The 17,608-nt window shown below is 65.9% G+C and carries 13 protein-coding genes; 4 read left to right on the top strand and 9 right to left on the bottom strand.

Translation table 11 applies throughout. From position 1 onward, the window contains the following. Window positions 1–77: 77 nt before the first annotated feature. The 5 genes from ubiE to VGN46_RS07525 all read right to left on the bottom strand — a co-directional run bounded on the left by ubiE (window position 78) and on the right by VGN46_RS07525 (window position 8,976). A complete protein-coding gene (gene ubiE / locus VGN46_RS07545; protein ID WP_331642308.1) occupies window positions 78–827 on the bottom strand; it encodes a bifunctional demethylmenaquinone methyltransferase/2-methoxy-6-polyprenyl-1,4-benzoquinol methylase UbiE in 750 nt (249 codons plus the stop codon). Between the two features lie 50 nt (window positions 828–877). Then, window positions 878–4,111 carry a dermonecrotic toxin domain-containing protein gene (locus tag VGN46_RS07540; RefSeq protein WP_331642306.1) on the bottom strand — a complete coding sequence of 1,078 codons (3,234 nt, stop codon included), beginning with the start codon at window positions 4,109–4,111 and terminating at the stop codon, window positions 878–880. A 109-nt stretch (window positions 4,112–4,220) separates the two neighbouring features. Then, a complete protein-coding gene (gene plsB / locus VGN46_RS07535; protein WP_331642304.1) occupies window positions 4,221–6,830 on the bottom strand; it encodes a glycerol-3-phosphate 1-O-acyltransferase PlsB in 2,610 nt (869 codons plus the stop codon). A 17-nt stretch (window positions 6,831–6,847) separates the two neighbouring features. Further along, a complete protein-coding gene (locus tag VGN46_RS07530; RefSeq protein ID WP_331642302.1) occupies window positions 6,848–7,816 on the bottom strand; it encodes a hypothetical protein in 969 nt (322 codons plus the stop codon). A gap of 242 nt (window positions 7,817–8,058) precedes the next feature. After that, window positions 8,059–8,976 (bottom strand): 5'-nucleotidase, lipoprotein e(P4) family, encoded by a 918-nt coding sequence (locus VGN46_RS07525; protein WP_331642300.1) that lies wholly within the window; start codon window positions 8,974–8,976, stop codon window positions 8,059–8,061. A gap of 143 nt (window positions 8,977–9,119) precedes the next feature. Between VGN46_RS07525 and VGN46_RS07520 the strand changes: the two genes are divergently transcribed. After that, complete coding sequence (locus tag VGN46_RS07520; protein ID WP_331642299.1) at window positions 9,120–10,136, top strand: hypothetical protein; 1,017 nt, start codon at window positions 9,120–9,122, stop codon at window positions 10,134–10,136. A 51-nt stretch (window positions 10,137–10,187) separates the two neighbouring features. Continuing rightward, window positions 10,188–11,207, top strand: coding sequence for a hypothetical protein (locus VGN46_RS07515; protein ID WP_331642297.1), 1,020 nt, complete (start codon window positions 10,188–10,190; stop codon window positions 11,205–11,207). A 101-nt stretch (window positions 11,208–11,308) separates the two neighbouring features. On the opposite strand, the gene VGN46_RS07510 is transcribed toward VGN46_RS07515, so the two are convergent. Then, window positions 11,309–13,303, bottom strand: a complete 1,995-nt coding sequence (locus VGN46_RS07510) for a UvrD-helicase domain-containing protein (protein ID WP_331642295.1) — start codon at window positions 13,301–13,303, stop codon at window positions 11,309–11,311. A 133-nt stretch (window positions 13,304–13,436) separates the two neighbouring features. On the opposite strand from VGN46_RS07510, the gene VGN46_RS07505 reads away from it, so the two are divergent. Together VGN46_RS07505 and VGN46_RS07500 are read left to right on the top strand one after the other, a co-directional pair. Continuing rightward, window positions 13,437–14,090: a thymidine kinase gene (locus tag VGN46_RS07505; protein WP_331642293.1), complete on the top strand. Its 654-nt coding sequence runs from the start codon at window positions 13,437–13,439 to the stop codon at window positions 14,088–14,090. Next, window positions 14,087–14,860 (top strand): hypothetical protein, encoded by a 774-nt coding sequence (locus tag VGN46_RS07500; protein ID WP_331642291.1) that lies wholly within the window; start codon window positions 14,087–14,089, stop codon window positions 14,858–14,860. Before VGN46_RS07505 ends, VGN46_RS07500 begins: the two co-directional genes overlap by 4 nt. Window positions 14,861–14,943: 83 nt before the next feature. On the opposite strand, the gene VGN46_RS07495 is transcribed toward VGN46_RS07500, so the two are convergent. The 3 genes from VGN46_RS07495 to VGN46_RS07485 all read right to left on the bottom strand — a co-directional run bounded on the left by VGN46_RS07495 (window position 14,944) and on the right by VGN46_RS07485 (window position 17,606). Next, window positions 14,944–16,170 (bottom strand): hypothetical protein, encoded by a 1,227-nt coding sequence (locus VGN46_RS07495; protein WP_331642289.1) that lies wholly within the window; start codon window positions 16,168–16,170, stop codon window positions 14,944–14,946. An 89-nt stretch (window positions 16,171–16,259) separates the two neighbouring features. Then, window positions 16,260–17,072: a bifunctional DNA-formamidopyrimidine glycosylase/DNA-(apurinic or apyrimidinic site) lyase gene (gene mutM / locus VGN46_RS07490; RefSeq protein WP_331642287.1), complete on the bottom strand. Its 813-nt coding sequence runs from the start codon at window positions 17,070–17,072 to the stop codon at window positions 16,260–16,262. A gap of 63 nt (window positions 17,073–17,135) precedes the next feature. Next, the gene (locus VGN46_RS07485; RefSeq protein WP_331642286.1) at window positions 17,136–17,606 is read right to left on the bottom strand and encodes a hypothetical protein; all 471 of its coding nucleotides are present in this window, start codon (window positions 17,604–17,606) and stop codon (window positions 17,136–17,138) included. Window positions 17,607–17,608 lie beyond the last annotated feature (2 nt).

Genomic DNA, 17,608 nt, shown 5'->3' with positions numbered 1-17,608 from the left:
TTGAGAGCCCCTCCCGCTATGCCGGGCGGGTGCCATCAATGCCGAAAGGTTCCCTGCAAAGCGGTGTAGGTCGAACCCTACAGCTTGTAGCCGCGATGGATCGCGACGATCCCGTTGCTCAGGTTACGGACTTCGACATGGCCGAATCCGGCGGCAAGCATCATGCCCTTCAGCGTCTCCTGGTCCGGGTGCTTGCGAATGGACTCGGCGAGGTACTGGTAGCTATCGCTGTCGTTGGCGAACAGCCGGCCGAGGTGCGGCAGCACCTTGAACGAATGCACGTCGTACAGCTTCGACAGCAGCGGGCTCTGCACTTTCGAAAACTCGAGCACGAGGACGCGACCGCCGGGCTTGAGGATGCGCTGCATGTCGGCCAGCGCCTTGTCCTTGTCGGTCACGTTGCGCAGGCCGAAAGCGATGGTGACGGCATCGAAGCTGGCATCCGGGAACGGCAGCGCCTCGGCATTCATCTGCGCCCAGCGCAGGCCGGCCACCAGGCCGCGATCGGTCAGCCTGTCGCGGCCGACGCCCAGCATCGCCGCGTTGATGTCGCCGACGACCACTTCGCCTTCATCACCGACGACAGGCTTCAGCAGAGCGGCGATATCGCCCGTGCCGCCAGCCAGATCGAGCACCCGATCGCCACGGCGAACGCCGCTGACGGCCACGAAGTGGCGCTTCCAAAGCCGGTGGATACCGAACGACATGAGGTCGTTCATGAGGTCGTAATTTCGCGCGACGGAGGTGAACACCTGGCCGACAAGCTTTTGCTTGTCGGCCAGGGGGACGTCGCGAAACCCGAAATGGGTGGTTTTATCGGTAGCCATGCTGCCGATGGTACCGGGGTTCCAGCCCATCGGCGAGCATGCTGGCGCCGTCAGGGCTCCCGGCCAAGCGGGATGATCTGCATATCGTCGGCGCCGAGGCGGATGAATGCCTCGCTGGTGGGGCGCATGAAATACTTGGTGCCGTTGGGACTATCGATGCCGATGTATTCCACCGTGGCGCCGGCTGGGTGCGCGGCCTCACGCTCGAGGAATTCGCGTGGGCGTAGCCGCACCGCGAAAGTCGTATGGCGAGCCAGGGCGCGGTTTCCTACGGCGCGCCGTATATCGGCGATGGATGAGGTCGGTGGCACATTGGTAACGCGCACGCCGTAGAGGCCGCCACCCAGCCATTCGCCATGCAGGTGAGCCCAATCCGGGTTGTAGCCGCGGTTGGTGCGCGCGCGGTGCAAACGGCTGTCGCGGAAGGGCAATTCGCCGTAATACCACATCTGCTCGGGAGCCCTGGCGTGTTCGATCCGCCGGAACGGCTCAGCCAGCGCGGGGGCGCTGGGGCCGGCGATAGGCGGGACTGGCGGGACTGGCGGCCGTGGGCTGAGATCCATGGGACGGCCCTCCGCAAGAATGATGCGCTCCTGGCTGCTGAGCGCCTGGGCAGAGGCGGCGCGCTGGGTCGCCTCCGACCAGCGCAGCCGTTGCGCTGCGGTAATCAGGCCGGGTGTCGCCTGGCTGCGCGCTTCGGCCTCCATCACGCCGGCGACCAATTCCCGCTCCGTGGGGTTGGGGAAGGCATGCTCCAGTTCCTCCATATACCGGTTGAACGGGCGCCCGCTCGCCCGGTCGGGCGGACCGGGCACGCGCCCGGCGCCGCGACCGGTCCCACCCCGGAGCCCCACCTCGTTGAACGCCCAGGTGCCCGCCTCGGTGCGGCGAATCGCCGGACCCCATGCGTGCGGCGCGCCCTGGCGCTCGAGCCGCCACGTAGCAAAATCGCTGTCATAGCGCACGCCATACGTTTTTCCGCTCTGTTCGATGTAACGCCGCGCGCCCAGGGTCACGATGCCATCGGCACCCGCGGACGCCCCCGTGGGCAGCCGGACGGCTTCGAACCGGGACTCGAACGCCACGGCGGCCTGGGTCACGGGAGGGCCGCCGACCAGCTTGCCGCCCTGGCGGTAGCGGGCGGCAACCAGCGCACGTGCCGACGGCACGATGGCTTGAGGCGCGATGATCCCGAGCGACGCGACGTAGAAGTCGGTGAAATCGACGAAGGCACGGGCATGGTCACCCTCCTTCAGACTGTCGTACAGCCGCCAGGAGGCCTGTGCGGCATGCACTGGCGCGTTGACGATACCTTTCACGGCATTGGCAACCAGGTTGTCGAACAGCAGGCGTCGCGGCCAGTCGGTCAGCCACACCCAACTCGCTTCTTCGGCGCTGCGGCTGAAATGCGCCACGTTGCGCAGCGCCTGCTGTACGCCGGCGTCGTACATCGCATCGAGGATATCCCCCTCGACGATGCGTTGCGCGAAGGGCGCTGCCGTCTTCGTATAGGCGGCATTGCCTGGCGCACCCAGCACCCAATGCGCGAGATGGTCACCGGCAAATTCCCGGCTGGCGCCGTTCGGCTGGGGGGTGGCGTATTCGTTAGGCAAGCGATCGAGCAGGTATTCGCGGAACGCCGGGTGATGGAAGAAGCGTCGCGCGGCATCGGCGCGGTCGTCGAACTCGCGAAACACCACGCCATCGGGTGCGTCGGGTGTATAGAGCACCACGCTCGGGACGGCCTCGGTCTGGCGCACGCCGATTTCCAGCACACCCTTTAGCGGCGTGCCCCGGTAGGTCACCTGCCGGGCCACGATCTCATGCCGGTCCACGCGTGCGCGTCCCGTCGGCGAGGGGCTACCCAGCACGGCGTCGACCCAGCGGAATCCGCGCTCGGCATGGTCGGGCCGGAACGAGCGTGGTTCGCCGGGCAGGTAGTAAGAGAGACGCGCCTCGGCCGCCTGCATGCGCATGCGCGCAAGGAGTAGCGCGGTGCTGGCCATGCGGCGCTGCCCGGCCGCTTCTCCGCCGCGGTAGGCGGCGTCCAGGTAGTCGCGGTAACGCGTGGCGAAATCCATATCGCGGACGAGCGAGCGGATGGCTGCGTCCGTCAATGCGGGTAGCGGCTGGCCCGATGCGTCGACAGCGCTCAGCTGGACGGGGTCGAACGAAGCAATGTTCTGGTAGACGAGATCGAGAAGGCCGATACGCGCCGGGCTGGTGCCCTCGAACAGGGCTGTAAGCGATTGCGCGCGGACCGCCGGATCCCGCCAGTAGTCCGCCTTGACGAAGATATCCCTGGGCGATGCCGTGACGCCGATGGCGGCCAGTCGCGTCGCTGTCTCCTGCAAAGCGAAGCTCGTGAGCGTTTCAATGTCCGCATCCGTCGCCTCGTGTGCCGCCTGCAACTCTGCGTAGTGAGCGGCGGCATCGCGCCATCCGTTGGCGACCTCGGCTGGGACTTGCGCCAGGCGAGCCTCGTTCACCGAGTCGACCAGGCGCGCATGACGCTGAGCCAGCAAGGCCTCCACGTCGACGACGGGCCGCGTGAGTTCGGCGGTGATGGCATCACCAAGCAAGCTGTCGCGGAGCGGATCGCTGGCGGTCAATGACCAGCCCACCAGGGCCTCCGTCACCTTTTCGCGTTTCACGGCAATGGCCGTGTCGACATAGGCTGAAAATGCGTTACCGACGCAGGGCGCGGACGCCACCGACGGCAACGCCCCGGCGGCCAGCGCACGCCCCGCGAGGCCGGGAAGTTCGCCGTGATCCGCCAGTTGCTGACGGAGGCGTTGGCCAAGCGCGTCGTGGAGCGCATCGACGCTTGCGTAGCGCTCCCAGCCGCCATCGGCGGTGAAAAGCAGCGCCGTGCCGTCGCCGCCCGCGCGCGAAACAATCATGCTCCCAGCGAGCGACCTGCCGGCAAACGTAGGGCAGCGCGCGGCGATGCCGGGCGCTGGTGTGTCTCCGCGGTGTGATACGAGCGAACGGATCATGCCGACCGCCTCGCCGTCCAGTGTCTCGTCGGCCTCGCGCAGGATGGCGAGGCTTGAAGCCACACGGCGTACCTGCTCAACAGCCGCCCGCCGGCGATCTGGGGACCAGAATCCGTCGAGGGCCCCCAGCAGGCCCTGGGTGTCAGCGGGTTCCTCCGGCATGGTGGGGAGGCTGGCGATATCGGCGGTAAGTGCCGCGTGCGCCGCGACGAGATCGTCGAACGCGGCGGCGGCGGCCTGGTGGGCGGGTTGGTTCTGCGCAGGCGGTGCCTGCGGTGGCGTCATGTCCATTGACGTTCCTTTGCGTGGTGGTTCGCAAAGGTTAGGTAGGGCTAACGCACCGGTCTGCCCGGCAAGACGCCTACGCCGTGTAGGCGAAACCCTCTATCGGACGTCAGTGCTGACCATGGTGACGTTCGTGCTCGTTCGCGACGTGGCGATCATGCAGTGACTCCGCCGTGGTTTCGCCGGGGTCACTGGGCGGGCGCGCATCGAGGTCGCGATCGTTGTCCCCACCTGGCGTGATCTTCAGGATGGAGTGGCGCACTTCACGTGCAAGGATGACGCGCGCATCGCGCACCATGTCTTCCAGCGCATCGCTGAAATCGAGCTTGCCATTCTCATCGGTCCACACGACGCGGGCCGCGCGCAGCTTCTGGATGAAACCGCGGAACAGCGCCTTGTCGAAGAACTCGGGCGCGGAAAGCTCGTTGAGCATGCCAAGACGCTGCGCAGTGAGGGTGCAGGCGGTTTCGAGTTCCCCCGCCGACATGGTGTGCGGGCCGTTCTTCACCAGCGCGGCGATGGCGATGTAATAGCGTTCGAACGCCTGCAGCATGCTGCGTGCGATGACGCGCAGCTGGTATGCGCCATCGTCCTGGCCCGGCCCGCGCTCGAGCACGCGCCCTTCGGACGAGGCTTCGAGGATCCCGCGGCGGACGAAGAAATCGATCGTGTCCTGCACCTGCTTCGCAAAGCCTTCGTCATCCCACGGCAGGAACAGCTCGCCCTGGATGAACGGGTAGATGATCCGGCCAAGCCGGGCCACCGACGAGCGCGACATCCGCCGGTTGTTGAGGAAGCACGCCGCCACCCATGCCGCGGCGGCATTGAGGTGCAGCACGTTGTTGCGGAAGTAGGAAAGCAGGACGGCCTGTTCGCCCTCGGTGACCAGCACGTCGCCGAGCGGGTGCCGGACGCGGCGGATCCAGCCCATCTGCTCGCCATACGCGATGATGCCCTGCGGGTTCATCGCGGTGATCGTGACGCGATCGGAGTATGGCAGCTCCTGGAACAGGGCTTTGGTGAGCTCGAGCTGCGCCAGCAGGTCGTTCTCCGCCATGGCGTGCTTTGGCGTGGCCAGCAGCGCCAGCGCGAGCAGGTTGATCGGGTTCACGTCCGCGGCGCGGTTGATGTTGATCTGGATCTTTTCGGCGAGGTCATCCACCACGCTGTTGAGCCAGTCCGGCTTGTTGTCCGGATCGGCGGTGGTCTCGCGCCAGTCGGGTGCCACGCCATCCAGCATCGGCGTCAGCTGGATCGGTTCGCCGAAATTGAGCGTGACGTGGCCGTAGCGCTGGCGAAGGACCTTCAGGCCGCGGATGAGGCCGAGCAGCGATTCCTTTTCCTTCGGCTTGCCGGAGAGCTCGCCGACATACGACTTGCCTTCCATCAGCTTCTCGTAGCCGATGTACACGGGCTGGAACAGCACCGGGCGGCGCGGCGCGCGGAGGAACGCGCGCACGGTCATCACCAGCATGCCGGCACGCGGCGCGAGCAGGCGACCCGTGCGCGAGCGGCCGCCTTCGATGAAGTACTCCAGCGGTACGCCGCGATCGACCAGCTGCGCCAGGTATTCGTTGAACACCACGGAATACAGCGCATTGCCCTTGAAGCTGCGGCGCAGGAAGAAGGCGCCGCCACGGCGAAGGATCGGGCCGACGACGGGCAGGTTGAGGTTCACGCCGGCCGCGATGTGCGGCGGCACCACGCCTGAATGATGCAGCTGGTACGAGAGCAGGAGGTAATCGGTATGGCTGCGGTGGCAGGGTACGTAGACCACTTCATGGCCAGGCGCCGCGGCGCGCGCCTTGTCGAAGTGGTGCATCGCGATGCCGTCGTAGAGCTTGTTCCAGAAGTTGGATAGCAGGAACGAGGTGGAGCGCACCACCGGATGCGAATAGTCGGCGGAAATCTCGAGCGCGAAATCGCGCGCGCGGCGCTCAGCCTTCGCGTGGCTGATGTTTTCCTTGCTGGCCGTTGCGGCGATCGCGTCACGTACCGGCTGCGCGGTCAGTACCGAGTCGACCACCGTACGGCGGTGCGACAGGTCGGGCCCGATCACCGCCGCGCGGATCCGGCGGAAATGCGTGCGCAGCACGCGGGCGATCTTGCGGGTCAGGCGCTCGTTGGTCAGGCCCTGCGATTCCGACAACACATTGCGCAGCGACACCGGCTCTGAAAAATGCACCACGGTGTCGCGGCCATTCAACAACAGCGCGAGCATGCGGCGGAAGCGGCCGACAACCAGCCAGTTTTCCGCGAAGAGCACGCTGAACCAGCCGCTCTCGCGGTTGGGCGCGCGGCCTACGTAGATCGATACGGGAATGACCTGGATATCGCGCGCCGGATCTTCCTCGATCGCGCGGATGAGCTGGCCGATCGGCTCCTTCGGCCCATGGGTGTCCGTGCGGCCAAACAGCCAGCCACGCTGACGGCTCAGCGAGAACACCGAGCGGCGTCGACGGCCGGGGAGGTCCAGCAACTGCATGGGGCTGGGCAACCCAGCCTCGCGGCAGGCTCGCTCCAGGATCAGGGCATCCGAGGTGCCGTCGCGCTCGATGGCGTAGCACACGGCGGCACCGCTCTTCAGCAGCCCCGCGGGCTCCGCTGGGTCACGCTTGATGCGAACCCACGGCTCGAGGACGCGCCCCAGCAGCTTGAACCACCAGGGGGAGCGGGCGACGCGGACGTGCGGATCCGCACTCATCGGTAATTCGGACATCGTGGGATTGTACGGCCTTAGCGGGTCTTCGCGGCCGCCACGGGGGCGGACGGGTCGTGGGGCGGTGCCGCGCTCGCCGCGGGTGCCGGGGCGCTGGCAGGCGGAGGCGGGGGCGGGTTCAGCTTCACGTGCTGGTTGCGGACGCTCTGGAGCAGGTCGCTGTCGTACCAGCGTCCGTCGAGGAGGACGAGCGTGGCATCGGTCTGGATCGGCTTGTCGAGGATCGTGTAGGTGATCTTGACGTGTGCCGTACCGCCAGTGTTCTCCAGCGTATCGATGCTTACCGAGTCGAAACTCTTGTCCAGCGAGAGCCCGTACACGTTGAACAGGTTCTTGAAGCCTAGCCACATCGTGGAATAAGCGGCCATGGACTGGTCGAAGTCCATGGTATGCAGTGCTTCCGGCGTGGTGAGCCGCGCCTTGCGCGCCGTGTCCACGAGGATCGCGATGGATTGCTTCGCCTTGCCCTGGTCGCCCCAGCCGACGGTTTGCGCCCACGGCGCGATAACGTTCACCGCTTCGCGCAACTGCCGCTTCTGCGGGATCGTAAGGTCGTTCGTCTGGTCGATGGCGGTGAGCGCCATCGACTGGGCCACGCCGGTGAGCAGCGGCATCTGGTCCTTGTACTCCTTGTCGAAGCGAAGCAGGGTCGGGCGCAGGTCGGCATAAAGCTTTTTCTCGGCATCGGGCTCGGTCAGCCGCTTCACGCCGTTCTCGAACTTTGCGCGGTCGTCGTCGTTGACCGGCTCGGCCGCGACATTGCGGCGCGGCCAGTCCGCCTTGAGGGCGGCGAAATCTGCCGGGGGCAGCGCGTGCTGCCAGAACATGCCGAACTTGCCTTCGCGGATCAGTTCCAGCGAATCGCGCATCGCGTCTTCGGGCGAACCGCCGCCGGGCGTGCCGGGGGCTTCCTTGTGCCTGTTGCAGCCGGCGAGCAGCGCCAGTACCAACACCAGCACCCAGGCCGTGGGGTGAAAGCGCTTCATGGCTACGTCGTCCATACGTCGGGGGATGGCGAGGTTACGAGGGGCGCGGCCGGGCGGCAAGTGGCGCCGGATAAAGAAAAACCCCGAAGACGAACCGTCTCACGGGGTTATCCGGCCCGAAGCCGGTAAGGGAAATGGCCTTGCCTGCTTTGCTTTCCGCACCGCAGGTTTCGGCGAGGCACATGATAGTTGCCTGACATTGCTAAAGCAATACGTCAGGAAACTATGCCTAAGTGATTGATTTAGTTGATTCGCAGCGCATCGATCTTTTTCTGGCGCCGCTCTTCGCGAGGCAGAGTGTAGTCGTTATCGAACAGCGCGGGTTCCCAGCTGCCGTAAGTCGCGTTCGGCAGCACGAACCAGCGCTCGCCGATCCAGGCCGTGTAGGGCGCCATGGCCTTGGCTCGGCCCTCGGCGGTATTGCCGTACACGTTGGCGAAATCGCCAATCTGGTCGCCGAACTGCATGAGCACGCGGTACTTGCCGGCGATCAACTGGCGGCGGCAACCCTTCTCGGTGCCGGCCTGCTCACAGCCTTCGACGAACGTACCGAGGCCGAGGAAGGACGCCTTGCCCGCCACCGGGAAGCCGGCCTTGCGCAGGTTATCCAGCGTCGCGTCGTTAAGGTCCTTCGCACGGTTCGAGATGTAAAGCACCTCGATCCCGTGGGCTGCAGCGAACTGGGTGAAAGCGACGGCGCCGGCCATCGGCTTCGCCTTTTCTTCCTGGCACCAGGCGGCCCATTCGGCTTCGTTGTACTCGCCGCCGGAGCGGATCAGGCGCGCCTGGTAAGGCGAGTTGTCCAGCGCGGTTTCATCTACGTCGAGCACCACGGCAGGCTTCAGGCCCTTGAGCGAAGGATGCGCGGCACGGTCGTCCTTGGCGAGCGCATCCCAGTTCGGGTCGGCCTTTGCCTTGAGGAGTTTCTCCTGCGCGTTCCGATACGCCTGGATGTAGATGAAGTCGTGCTCGTTCGACGTCTGCGACCACAGCACGGCGTTCAGATTGTCGTCGGCGGCCGGGCCTTTCGCGGCAGGCGCTGGCGTGGCGGCCGCAGCGGCTTCCGGCGTGGGCGTGGCGGCGGACGGTGCATGCGGTGCCGATGCGCAACCGGCGAGGACGAGAGCGGCCGCAAGCGCGGCCGGGGCGAACTTCATCATGGGATCCCCTGAAAGTCGGGCGCCAATGCCCGAGGGCCGGCGATTGTGGCGGCAGTTTACGACAGGGTGACGACGGGGGCACACCTATGGCGCACGCACCCTGTGTCCTGACAGACTGCGCCCTCATCCACGACGAGCCTGCCATGGACGCCGAAACCCGCACCCGCGCCGTGCGCATCGCCAGTTACATCCTCGCGGGTGTCGCCCTGTTGCTGGTGATGTTCCTCCGCCTGCTTCCCGCACTGCTCGCCGGGCTGCTGGTGTACGAGGTCGTGGTCTCCGTCGCACCGCTCATGGGCCGCCGGCTGTCGGGTGAGCGTGCGCGTATCCTGGCGGTGGCCCTCGTAGGTGTCGTCGTCGTCGGCCTGCTCACCCTGTTGATCCTGGGTGCCATCAGCTTCTTCCGCACCGAGATCGGCAACCCGGCCGACCTGTGGCAGAACAAGCTCATGCCGATGGTCGAGCGCGCCCGCCAGCAGCTGCCGCCGACGATCGTAGGGATGTTGCCGGATAGCGTGGATGCGCTGCGTATCTCGGCCCTGGACTGGGTGCGTACGCATGCGGTGGGCTTGCAGCTCGCTGGCAAGGAAGCAGCGCGCGTCCTGGTGCATATCCTGCTGGGGCTGATCCTCGGTGCGTTCGTCGCCCTGAGCCGCGCCCGGCCCACGCACCAGATCGGCCCGTTCGCCTCAGAGCTTGGCCTGCGTTGCGCCCGGCTTGCCGACGCCTTCCACAACATCGTGTTCGCGCAGATCAAGATCTCGCTGGTCAACACCGCGTTCACGGCCATCTTCCTCGTCGTAGTCCTGCCCCTGTTCGGCCAGCACCTCCCGCTGACCAAGACGCTGATCGTCATCACCTTCATCGTTGGCCTGTTGCCGGTCATCGGTAACCTGCTTTCGAATACAGCCATTACGATCGTCGGCCTGTCGGTCGGGCTTTACGTGGGCCTTGGCGCACTGGCCTTCCTCATCCTGATCCACAAGCTCGAGTACTTTCTTAATGCGCGCATCGTCGGCGGCCAGATCCGGGCCCGCGCGTGGGAGCTGCTGGTCGCCATGCTGGTGTTCGAAGCGGCGTTCGGCTTGCCTGGCCTGGTGGCGGCCCCCATCTTCTACGCCTACATCAAGGCTGAACTGGAAGCCGAGCGCTTGATCTAGCGTTCATCGCCCGGCTGCTGGAATCCCGCCACGTCACCAAGGAGTTTCAGCATGGTTCGCGTTCCCGGGGATTCCCGCGCCATCCGCCTGGCCACGTATGGCCTCGCCGCGCTCGCGCTGTGGGGGGTCCTCATGCTTCACCTGATCTCGGCCCTGCTGGCCGGGCTGCTGGTGTACGAGGTGGTGGAAGCCATGACGCCGCTGATCCGCCGCGCCATTCCTGGCGAGCGGGCGCGATTGATCGCCGTGGGTGTCGTCACCGTCGTGGTCGTCGGTGTCATCGTGCTGCTCGTCGTCTCCGGCCTCAGCTTCTATCGCCATGACCTCGGCGACCCCCAGCAGTTGTGGGACGAGAAGCTCCTGCCCTTGCTCGACAAGGCGCACGAGCAACTCCCGGCGTGGATCACCTCCAACCTCCCGGATAGCTTCGCCGATTTCCGTTCACAGGGCGTGGGCTGGGCCCACGAGCACTCTGGCGACCTGCGCCTGATGGGCACGACGGCGGCGCGCGTCTTTGCGCATATCCTGATTGGCCTCGTGCTCGGTGCGATCGTCGCCGTTTCGCACGGCAGTGGCGGGCGGCCGTCGCGACCATTGTCCTTCGAGCTCTCGGTGCGTGCCACGCGCCTGGCCGAGGCCTTCCATAACATCATCTTTGCGCAGCTTAAGATTTCCGCGATCAATACCACGCTAGCCGCGATTTTCCTGCTCATCGTCATGCCGATTCTTGGCGTGCATATACCGCTCGCCAAGACCCTGGTGATCGTGACCTTCGTGGTCGGCCTGTTGCCGGTGGTCGGCAACCTCATCTCGAATACGCTGGTGACGATCGCCGCGTTGTCCGCTGGCCTCTGGGTCGGCGTGGCGGCGCTCGGCTTCCTGATCGTGGTGCACAAGCTCGAGTATTTCCTCAACGCGCGCATCGTCGGCGGACAGATCCGCGCGCGTACGTGGGAATTGTTGGTGGCGATGCTGGTGTTCGAGGCTGCGTTTGGTATCGGTGGCCTGGTGGCCGGGCCGATCTACTACGCCTACCTGAAAAGCGAACTCGAGGCCGAGAACCTCATCTGATCGTGGGCCTACGGCCCGCTTGAACCGTGTAGGAGCGCGCTTGCGCGCGATGGGGCTTGCGGCAAGCAATGATCGCGCGCAAGCGCGCTCCTACACGGTTTTTAGCCGTTGCCGGCTAGCATTGCCTTGATCCGGGCCATGTGCGATTCGGCGGTTTCTTTCTTCACTTCCGCGTCGGCTTCCGGGTCCTGGCCGTCCCAATGCAAGTCCGCGTCGGGCAGTTCATCAAGGAAACGGCTCGGATCGTTGTTGAGCACTTCGCCATATTTGCGTGTGCGTGCCGAGAACGACAGCGTCAGCATTTCCTTCGCCCGTGTAATACCCACGTACATCAAACGGCGTTCTTCATCCAGGCGTCCCTCATCGATCGCGCCTTCGTGCGGCAAGGTGCCGTCCTCGCAACCGACGATGAAGACAAAACGGAACTCAAGTCCCTTGGCGGAGTGCAAGGTCATCATGCGCAGCGCGTTGCCCGGATCATCGCGGTCGGCATGACTGAGCAGGGCGAGCTGCTGGGCTATATCGCCCGTGCGGCCGCCATCGCGGCCCATCGCGCGGAACCAGTCGATAAGCTCGCGCAGGTTGCCCATGCGCCGTTCGCGTAGCACTTCATCCGTCGTGCTTGCCGCCACATGCGCGGCATAGCCGGTTTTCTCGATGACCGTGGTGACCAGGTCGGCCGCGCTTTCGTGCACGGCGTGGCTGCGGAGTTCATCCATGAGCCGGGCGAAGCCGGCCAGCGCCGAGGCAGGGCGCGGCGCGATGTTCTTCAGCGCGCTATCGCTGCGCGCGGCATCGAGTAGCGAGGCGTTACGTGTCTGCGCCATCTCGCCGAGCTTCTCTAGCGACGTAGAACCGATCTCGCGCTTCGGCGTGTTGACGATGCGCAGGAAGGCCGCGTCATCGGTCGGGTTCGTGAGCAGACGCAAATAGCTCAGGATGTCCTTCACTTCCGCGCGATCGAGGAATGAAAGCGCACCGCTCAGGTGATAAGGCACACGCGCCAGGCGCAAGGCCTTTTCGATCGGCCGCGCCTGGAAGTTGCCGCGGTACAGGATGCAGAAATCATCCCAGCGGCAGCCCTTGTCCTTGTAGCGCTCGTGCAGGCTCGAGGCGATCGCGGCGATCTTCTCCGCCTCGTGGTCGTTGTCCTTGCACTCGATCACGCGGATGGGCGGCCCTTCGATGTGGTCGCTCCAGAGTCGCTTCTCGTGCACGTGCGGGTTATTCGCGATGAGCTTGTTCGCCGCTCGCAGGATCCGCTTGGCGCAGCGGTAGTTCTGCTCCAGCTTGATCACCTGCAACTGCGGGTAGTCGCGGCCGAGCTGGTCGATGTTCTCGGGGTTCGCGCCACGCCACGCGTAGATGCTCTGGTCGTCATCGCCCACGCAAGTAAAACGCGCCTTGGGCCCGGCGATCGCTTTCAGCAGGCGGTACTGCGCGTCGTTGGTGTCCTGGTATTCGTCGACCAGCAGGTAGCGCAGGCGCTCCTGCCAGATCGCGCGCGCTTCATCGTCGCTTTCCAGGATGCTGAGCGGCAGGCGGATGAGGTCATCGAAATCCACCGCATTGAATGCGGCGAGGCGCTGCTGGTACAGGTCGTAGATGGTCGCGGCCTCCATCTCGCGCGCGGTGCGCGCGGCAGCCATAGCCTCATCCGGCGTGAGGCCGGTGTTTTTCGCTTTGCCCACCAGATTGCGGATGCCCTGGATCACTTCGGGCTTCACGCCCTTGGGCGAGAGCTCCTTGATCATGTTTGCGCTGTCGTCGGCATCCAGTACCGAGAAGCCGCGGCGCAGTTTGGCGCGCGCATGCTCGATCTGCAGGAACTTAAGGCCCAGCGCGTGGAAGGTGCACACGGTGAGCGCGCGCGCCGACTCATCCGAGATCAGCTTGCCCACGCGCTCACGCATTTCCTTCGCCGCCTTGTTGGTGAAGGTGATCGCGGCGATCTTCTCCGCCGCCAGATGGCGCCGGGAGATGAGGTGGGAAATTTTCTCCGTGATGACGCGGGTCTTGCCGGAGCCGGCGCCAGCGAGCACAAGGAGGGGGCCGTCGCAGTACTCGACAGCCGCGTGTTGTTGCGGATTCAGCATCGGGATCGGCCGGGATAGGGCGGGCGAACGAGGGGGCGATGGTAGCAGGACCGTCGCGGGCACGCCCGGCCGTGTACCCGGCCCCCGGCCCGGCCAGATTCGCTAAAATGCCCGGTCGAGACCAGGAAAGCGCATGGCCAAGCTGTATTTCTATTATTCGGCGATGAACGCCGGCAAGACCACGACCCTGCTGCAGAGCGCGCATAACTACCATGAGCGCGGTATGCGGACGCTGATCCTCACCCCGGCGCTGGATAACCGCTACGGGGAGGGCATCGTGGCCTCGCGGATCGGCCTGCAGGCCCGCGCCATGCGCTTCGCGGGCGAGGAGGACATCTTCGCCATCGTGGAGAAGGACATCGCCCAGCGCGGCCCGCTGAACTGCGTACTGGTGGACGAGGCCCAGTTCCTGACGAAGAACCAGGTCTGGCAGCTCACCGACGTGGTCGACCGCCTGGGCATCCCGGTGCTGGCCTACGGCCTGCGTACCGATTTTCGCGGCGAGCTGTTCGAGGGTAGCCGCTACCTGCTGGCCTGGGCCGACAACCTGGATGAGATCAAGACCATCTGCCACTCGGGCAAGAAAGCCACCATGGTGGTCCGCGTCGATGAACACGGCCGGGCCGTCACCCAGGGGCCCCAGGTTGAGATCGGCGGCAACGACCGCTATGTCTCCGTGAGCCGCGCGGAATTCAAGAGCATCACCGCGGGCGAAGGCCGTATCGAGCTGCAGCCGCCGGTGCTGCCGCTTGGCGAAAGCGAACCTGATGAAGGACACGACGCGTGACCGAGACGACGAACACTGCCGCCGAATGGCCGCGCCCTTACTGGCAGCCCAGCGATGAGCAGGGCGTGCTGCTGTTTTTCGTGTTCGGCGGTTTCGCCGAAGACGTCGCCATCCCCGCCATGAAATACGGCAGCCCGGGGTTGCCCGAAGGCATCGAGATGCAGCGCATGCAGAACAGCGTGCTGGCGCGATGGGAGGGTTACCCGCTCGCCGGCGCGCTGGGTGAACTCCTGGCCGAGGACAACCCCGAGGCGTTCAAGGTCGCGAAGGATGCCCCGCACGTCATGGTGATCCGCGGCCGCTTCCCGGATCGCGACGACCTCGGCTACCTGCGCGATACCCTTGGCGTGGTCGCCGCGCTGACCGACGTCGGTGGCAAGGTCGTCGTCGACCCACAGATCCTTTCCCTGTTCAGCGCCGAGGCCTGGCGCGACCACTACCTGATCCAGGGCGGCGCACCGACCCGTCACCACGTGCTTATCCTCTGCAGCCCGGAAGAAACGAAGGGCCGGTCGTGGATCCGTACGCGTGGCATGCGCAAGTTTGGCCGGCCCGACTTCAGCTTCACCAGCGTGCCGGATAACGAGATCGATCGCGTGGGCGCGCTGGCGGAAAGCCTCGTCGATCTTGGCGCGCTCGGCGCGCGATTCCAGGACGGCCAGGCCGTCGAAGTGGCGGGCCTCCCCGTCGATCTCACCGTGGCACTGCACGGCGACGAAAGCGACCCCCGCTTCAACAACTCCCACGCCGAGATGCGCTGGCCGCGCTGAGCGGCTACTGCCCTTGTAGGAGCGCGCTTGCGCGCGATGGGTGCTCGCGATAAGCCCCATCGCTCGCAAGCGCGCTCCTAGGTTTAGCGGGCGGCCGAGAACGCTACCTGCAGCACGCCCTTCGCGAAACCGCTGGCGGATGAACTCACCTTGAGGTGTTCATCCTCCTGCGCGGCGCGGAGGTCGTGCACCAGCACACGTTCACCGTCCAGGTCGTGCTTCACCGTGATGATGGTTCGCGCCGAATCGTGAGTCGCCGCTTCGGCCAGTTCGATGCGGGTGCCGGCCGCTACATCACGCACCACCGCCGAGCGCAGGCGATCGGGTGGGCAGCGGTCGCCCGCATATTCCTCCAGCATCACCGTGCGCCGCGCACCGGCTGCCACGGCGCAGATGCGCTCACCCTTGCCCGCGGGTTCGTCGAAGAACTCGATCACGCCGGCGTTCAACGCGGCGACCAGGCTTGCCGCCTGTCCGGCTTCCACGAAATCAACCGCCACGTAGTTCGGCTTTCGGCCCGCCGCGGGGCGACAATGGTCGTCAATGCGCGAGCGCAGAGCGTCGTAGCTGTTGTCTGTCGCGCTGTGATTACCGAGCGGTGCGCCGTGGAAGTGGTTCATCACGAAGAGGCGCGGCCACTCGCGCGGGCCCCAAGTGGATCCGTTTGAAAGACCGGGTGTATCCCAGCGACTGGTGCAAGAGGCATCGTGCTCGAAGATGGTCCGGCCGAGCTCCCAGTGGTTCTCCGAGGTATAGGCGCGGTCATGGAGGACGTGGGTCGGTCCTCCCGCGGTTAACAGGGCGCCCGCGTTCTCTCGTCGCTGCGTGAAGATGACCAGTCGCTGGCCCGCGTCTGCCATCTCGCGCGGTGTGGGCCAGCGCTCAAGCGTCCACTGTTCCGGCGTAAACGACAGCGATGCGGCTCCTGGCGCCAACGTCAGCTCAGCGGCCAGCGCGGCGCGGCTCGTGTAGTCCTCGAGGTGTAGTGTGACGATGGCCTGCGGCACCTGCTGCATAAAGGGCAGGACGTGGTTGTTCAGCGCATCGGCGAGCGTTGGCTCGGTGCCAAGGCAGCCGCCATGGCACAGGCGCACGCGTCCGTTGCTCTCGTGGATATCCAGCATCAGGCCGCGTACGCCTCGCTGGAGTTGCGCGCCGAGGGAGAGCGTCTGGCTCGGAACCAGCGTGTTCGCGAAGGCGTTATGGGCCGTCAGCCAGGTGTACTCGTTGAATGGCCGGTCCTGGGCGATCTGGGCGTGTATCGCGGGCGCGGTAACGGCGGCGAGGGCCGCCAGCATGAGCTTCTTCATACGCATCCTTGCGTGGGTGGGGAGGGGCTAGCCTACGGAGACAGGCGCGCTTCCCGCTATCGGGGGAAGGACGACATCGATGTAGGAATTCACCTCTGGCAAGACGAGCACCAGAACGACGCGCGCTGCCCGAGCGTGACGACGCGAACAGGCGTCCCGCACACCTTGCATGGCTCGCCGGCGCGGCCATACACGAAAAGCTCCTGGAAGAAATATCCGGGCGCGCCATCGGGCGCCAGGAAGTCACGCAGCGTCGTGCCGCCGCGGGTGATCGCATACGCAAGGATCCGCTTGATCTCCGCGGCGAGGCGGACATAGCGTTCGTACGAGACCTTCCCTGCCGCGCGCCGTGGGTCGATGCCCGCGGCGAACAAGGCTTCGCTGGCGTAGATGTTTCCCACGCCGACGACCACGGCGTTATCCATGATGAAGGTCTTTACCGCGGCATTGCGGCCGCGTGAAAGCTCGAACAAGCGCTCGCCGTCGAACGCGTCCGTCAGCGGTTCCGGGCCGATACCTTCGAGCAGCTCGTGGGTCTCGCCGGGGTTCTGCCAGAGCAGGGCGCCGAAGCGCCGCGGATCGGTGAAGCGCAGGACCTTGCCGGTATCGAACGCGATATCGACGTGGTCGTGCTTCGCGATTGGCGTGTCGGCCGGAAGCACCCGCAACATGCCCGACATGCCCAGGTGCAGCAGCGCGGTGCCCGCGCTGGTTTCCAGCAACAGGTATTTCGCCCGGCGGTCGACGCTCTCCACGACCTGGCCGGGCAGCAGCGACGATACCTCGGGCGGGATCGGCCAGCGCAGGTCCGGGCGGCGCAGGATCACGCCCGTGACACGGCGCCCCTCGATGTGCGGGGCGATGCCGCGGCGGGTGGTTTCGACTTCGGGTAATTCGGGCATGCGTTGAATGTGGGGTTTGGCGGGATCGCGCGCAAGCGCGCTCCTACAGGGCCCTCGACCGCGTCAAAGCATGGGCTTGGTTGGCAGGGCCTGGGTGCGGGGCGGGCGGGGCATGGCCTGGGCGGGGATGAGCGCGATGCGGTCGCCGATGCGGGCGTAGCGCTGGCGGCCCAGGGCGGCGAGGTCGCCGTATTCGATACGGGTGCCGTCGAGGGTCAGGACGGCGAGCGGCGGGGCGAGGCCGATGTTTGCCGCCACGAAGTCGCTAGCCGGCTTCCACTCGGCGACCGGTGTGGTGGCCAGCTCCGTGAGATCGGTGGGACGCCCCTGGTCGGCGCCGCTCCAATGGTCACCCTCGCGTTCGAAGTTCTGGGCGGGCAAGCCCTTCATGGTGATGTCGATGCGCTGCACCGCTGCCGGATCCAGCGACGTCAGTGTGTGCGCGAGCACGTCGGCGTCATCGGAATGCAGCTGCCACGCCACGGCACCGATGAGCGTCAGCAAGATCACGATGCCGAGGATTCGCGCACGCATGC

Origin of the sequence: Luteibacter sp. (assembly GCF_036500425.1) — a bacterium.
Lineage (GTDB): Bacteria > Pseudomonadota > Gammaproteobacteria > Xanthomonadales > Rhodanobacteraceae > Luteibacter.
This window is presented reverse-complemented; position numbering and strand designations above follow the sequence as displayed.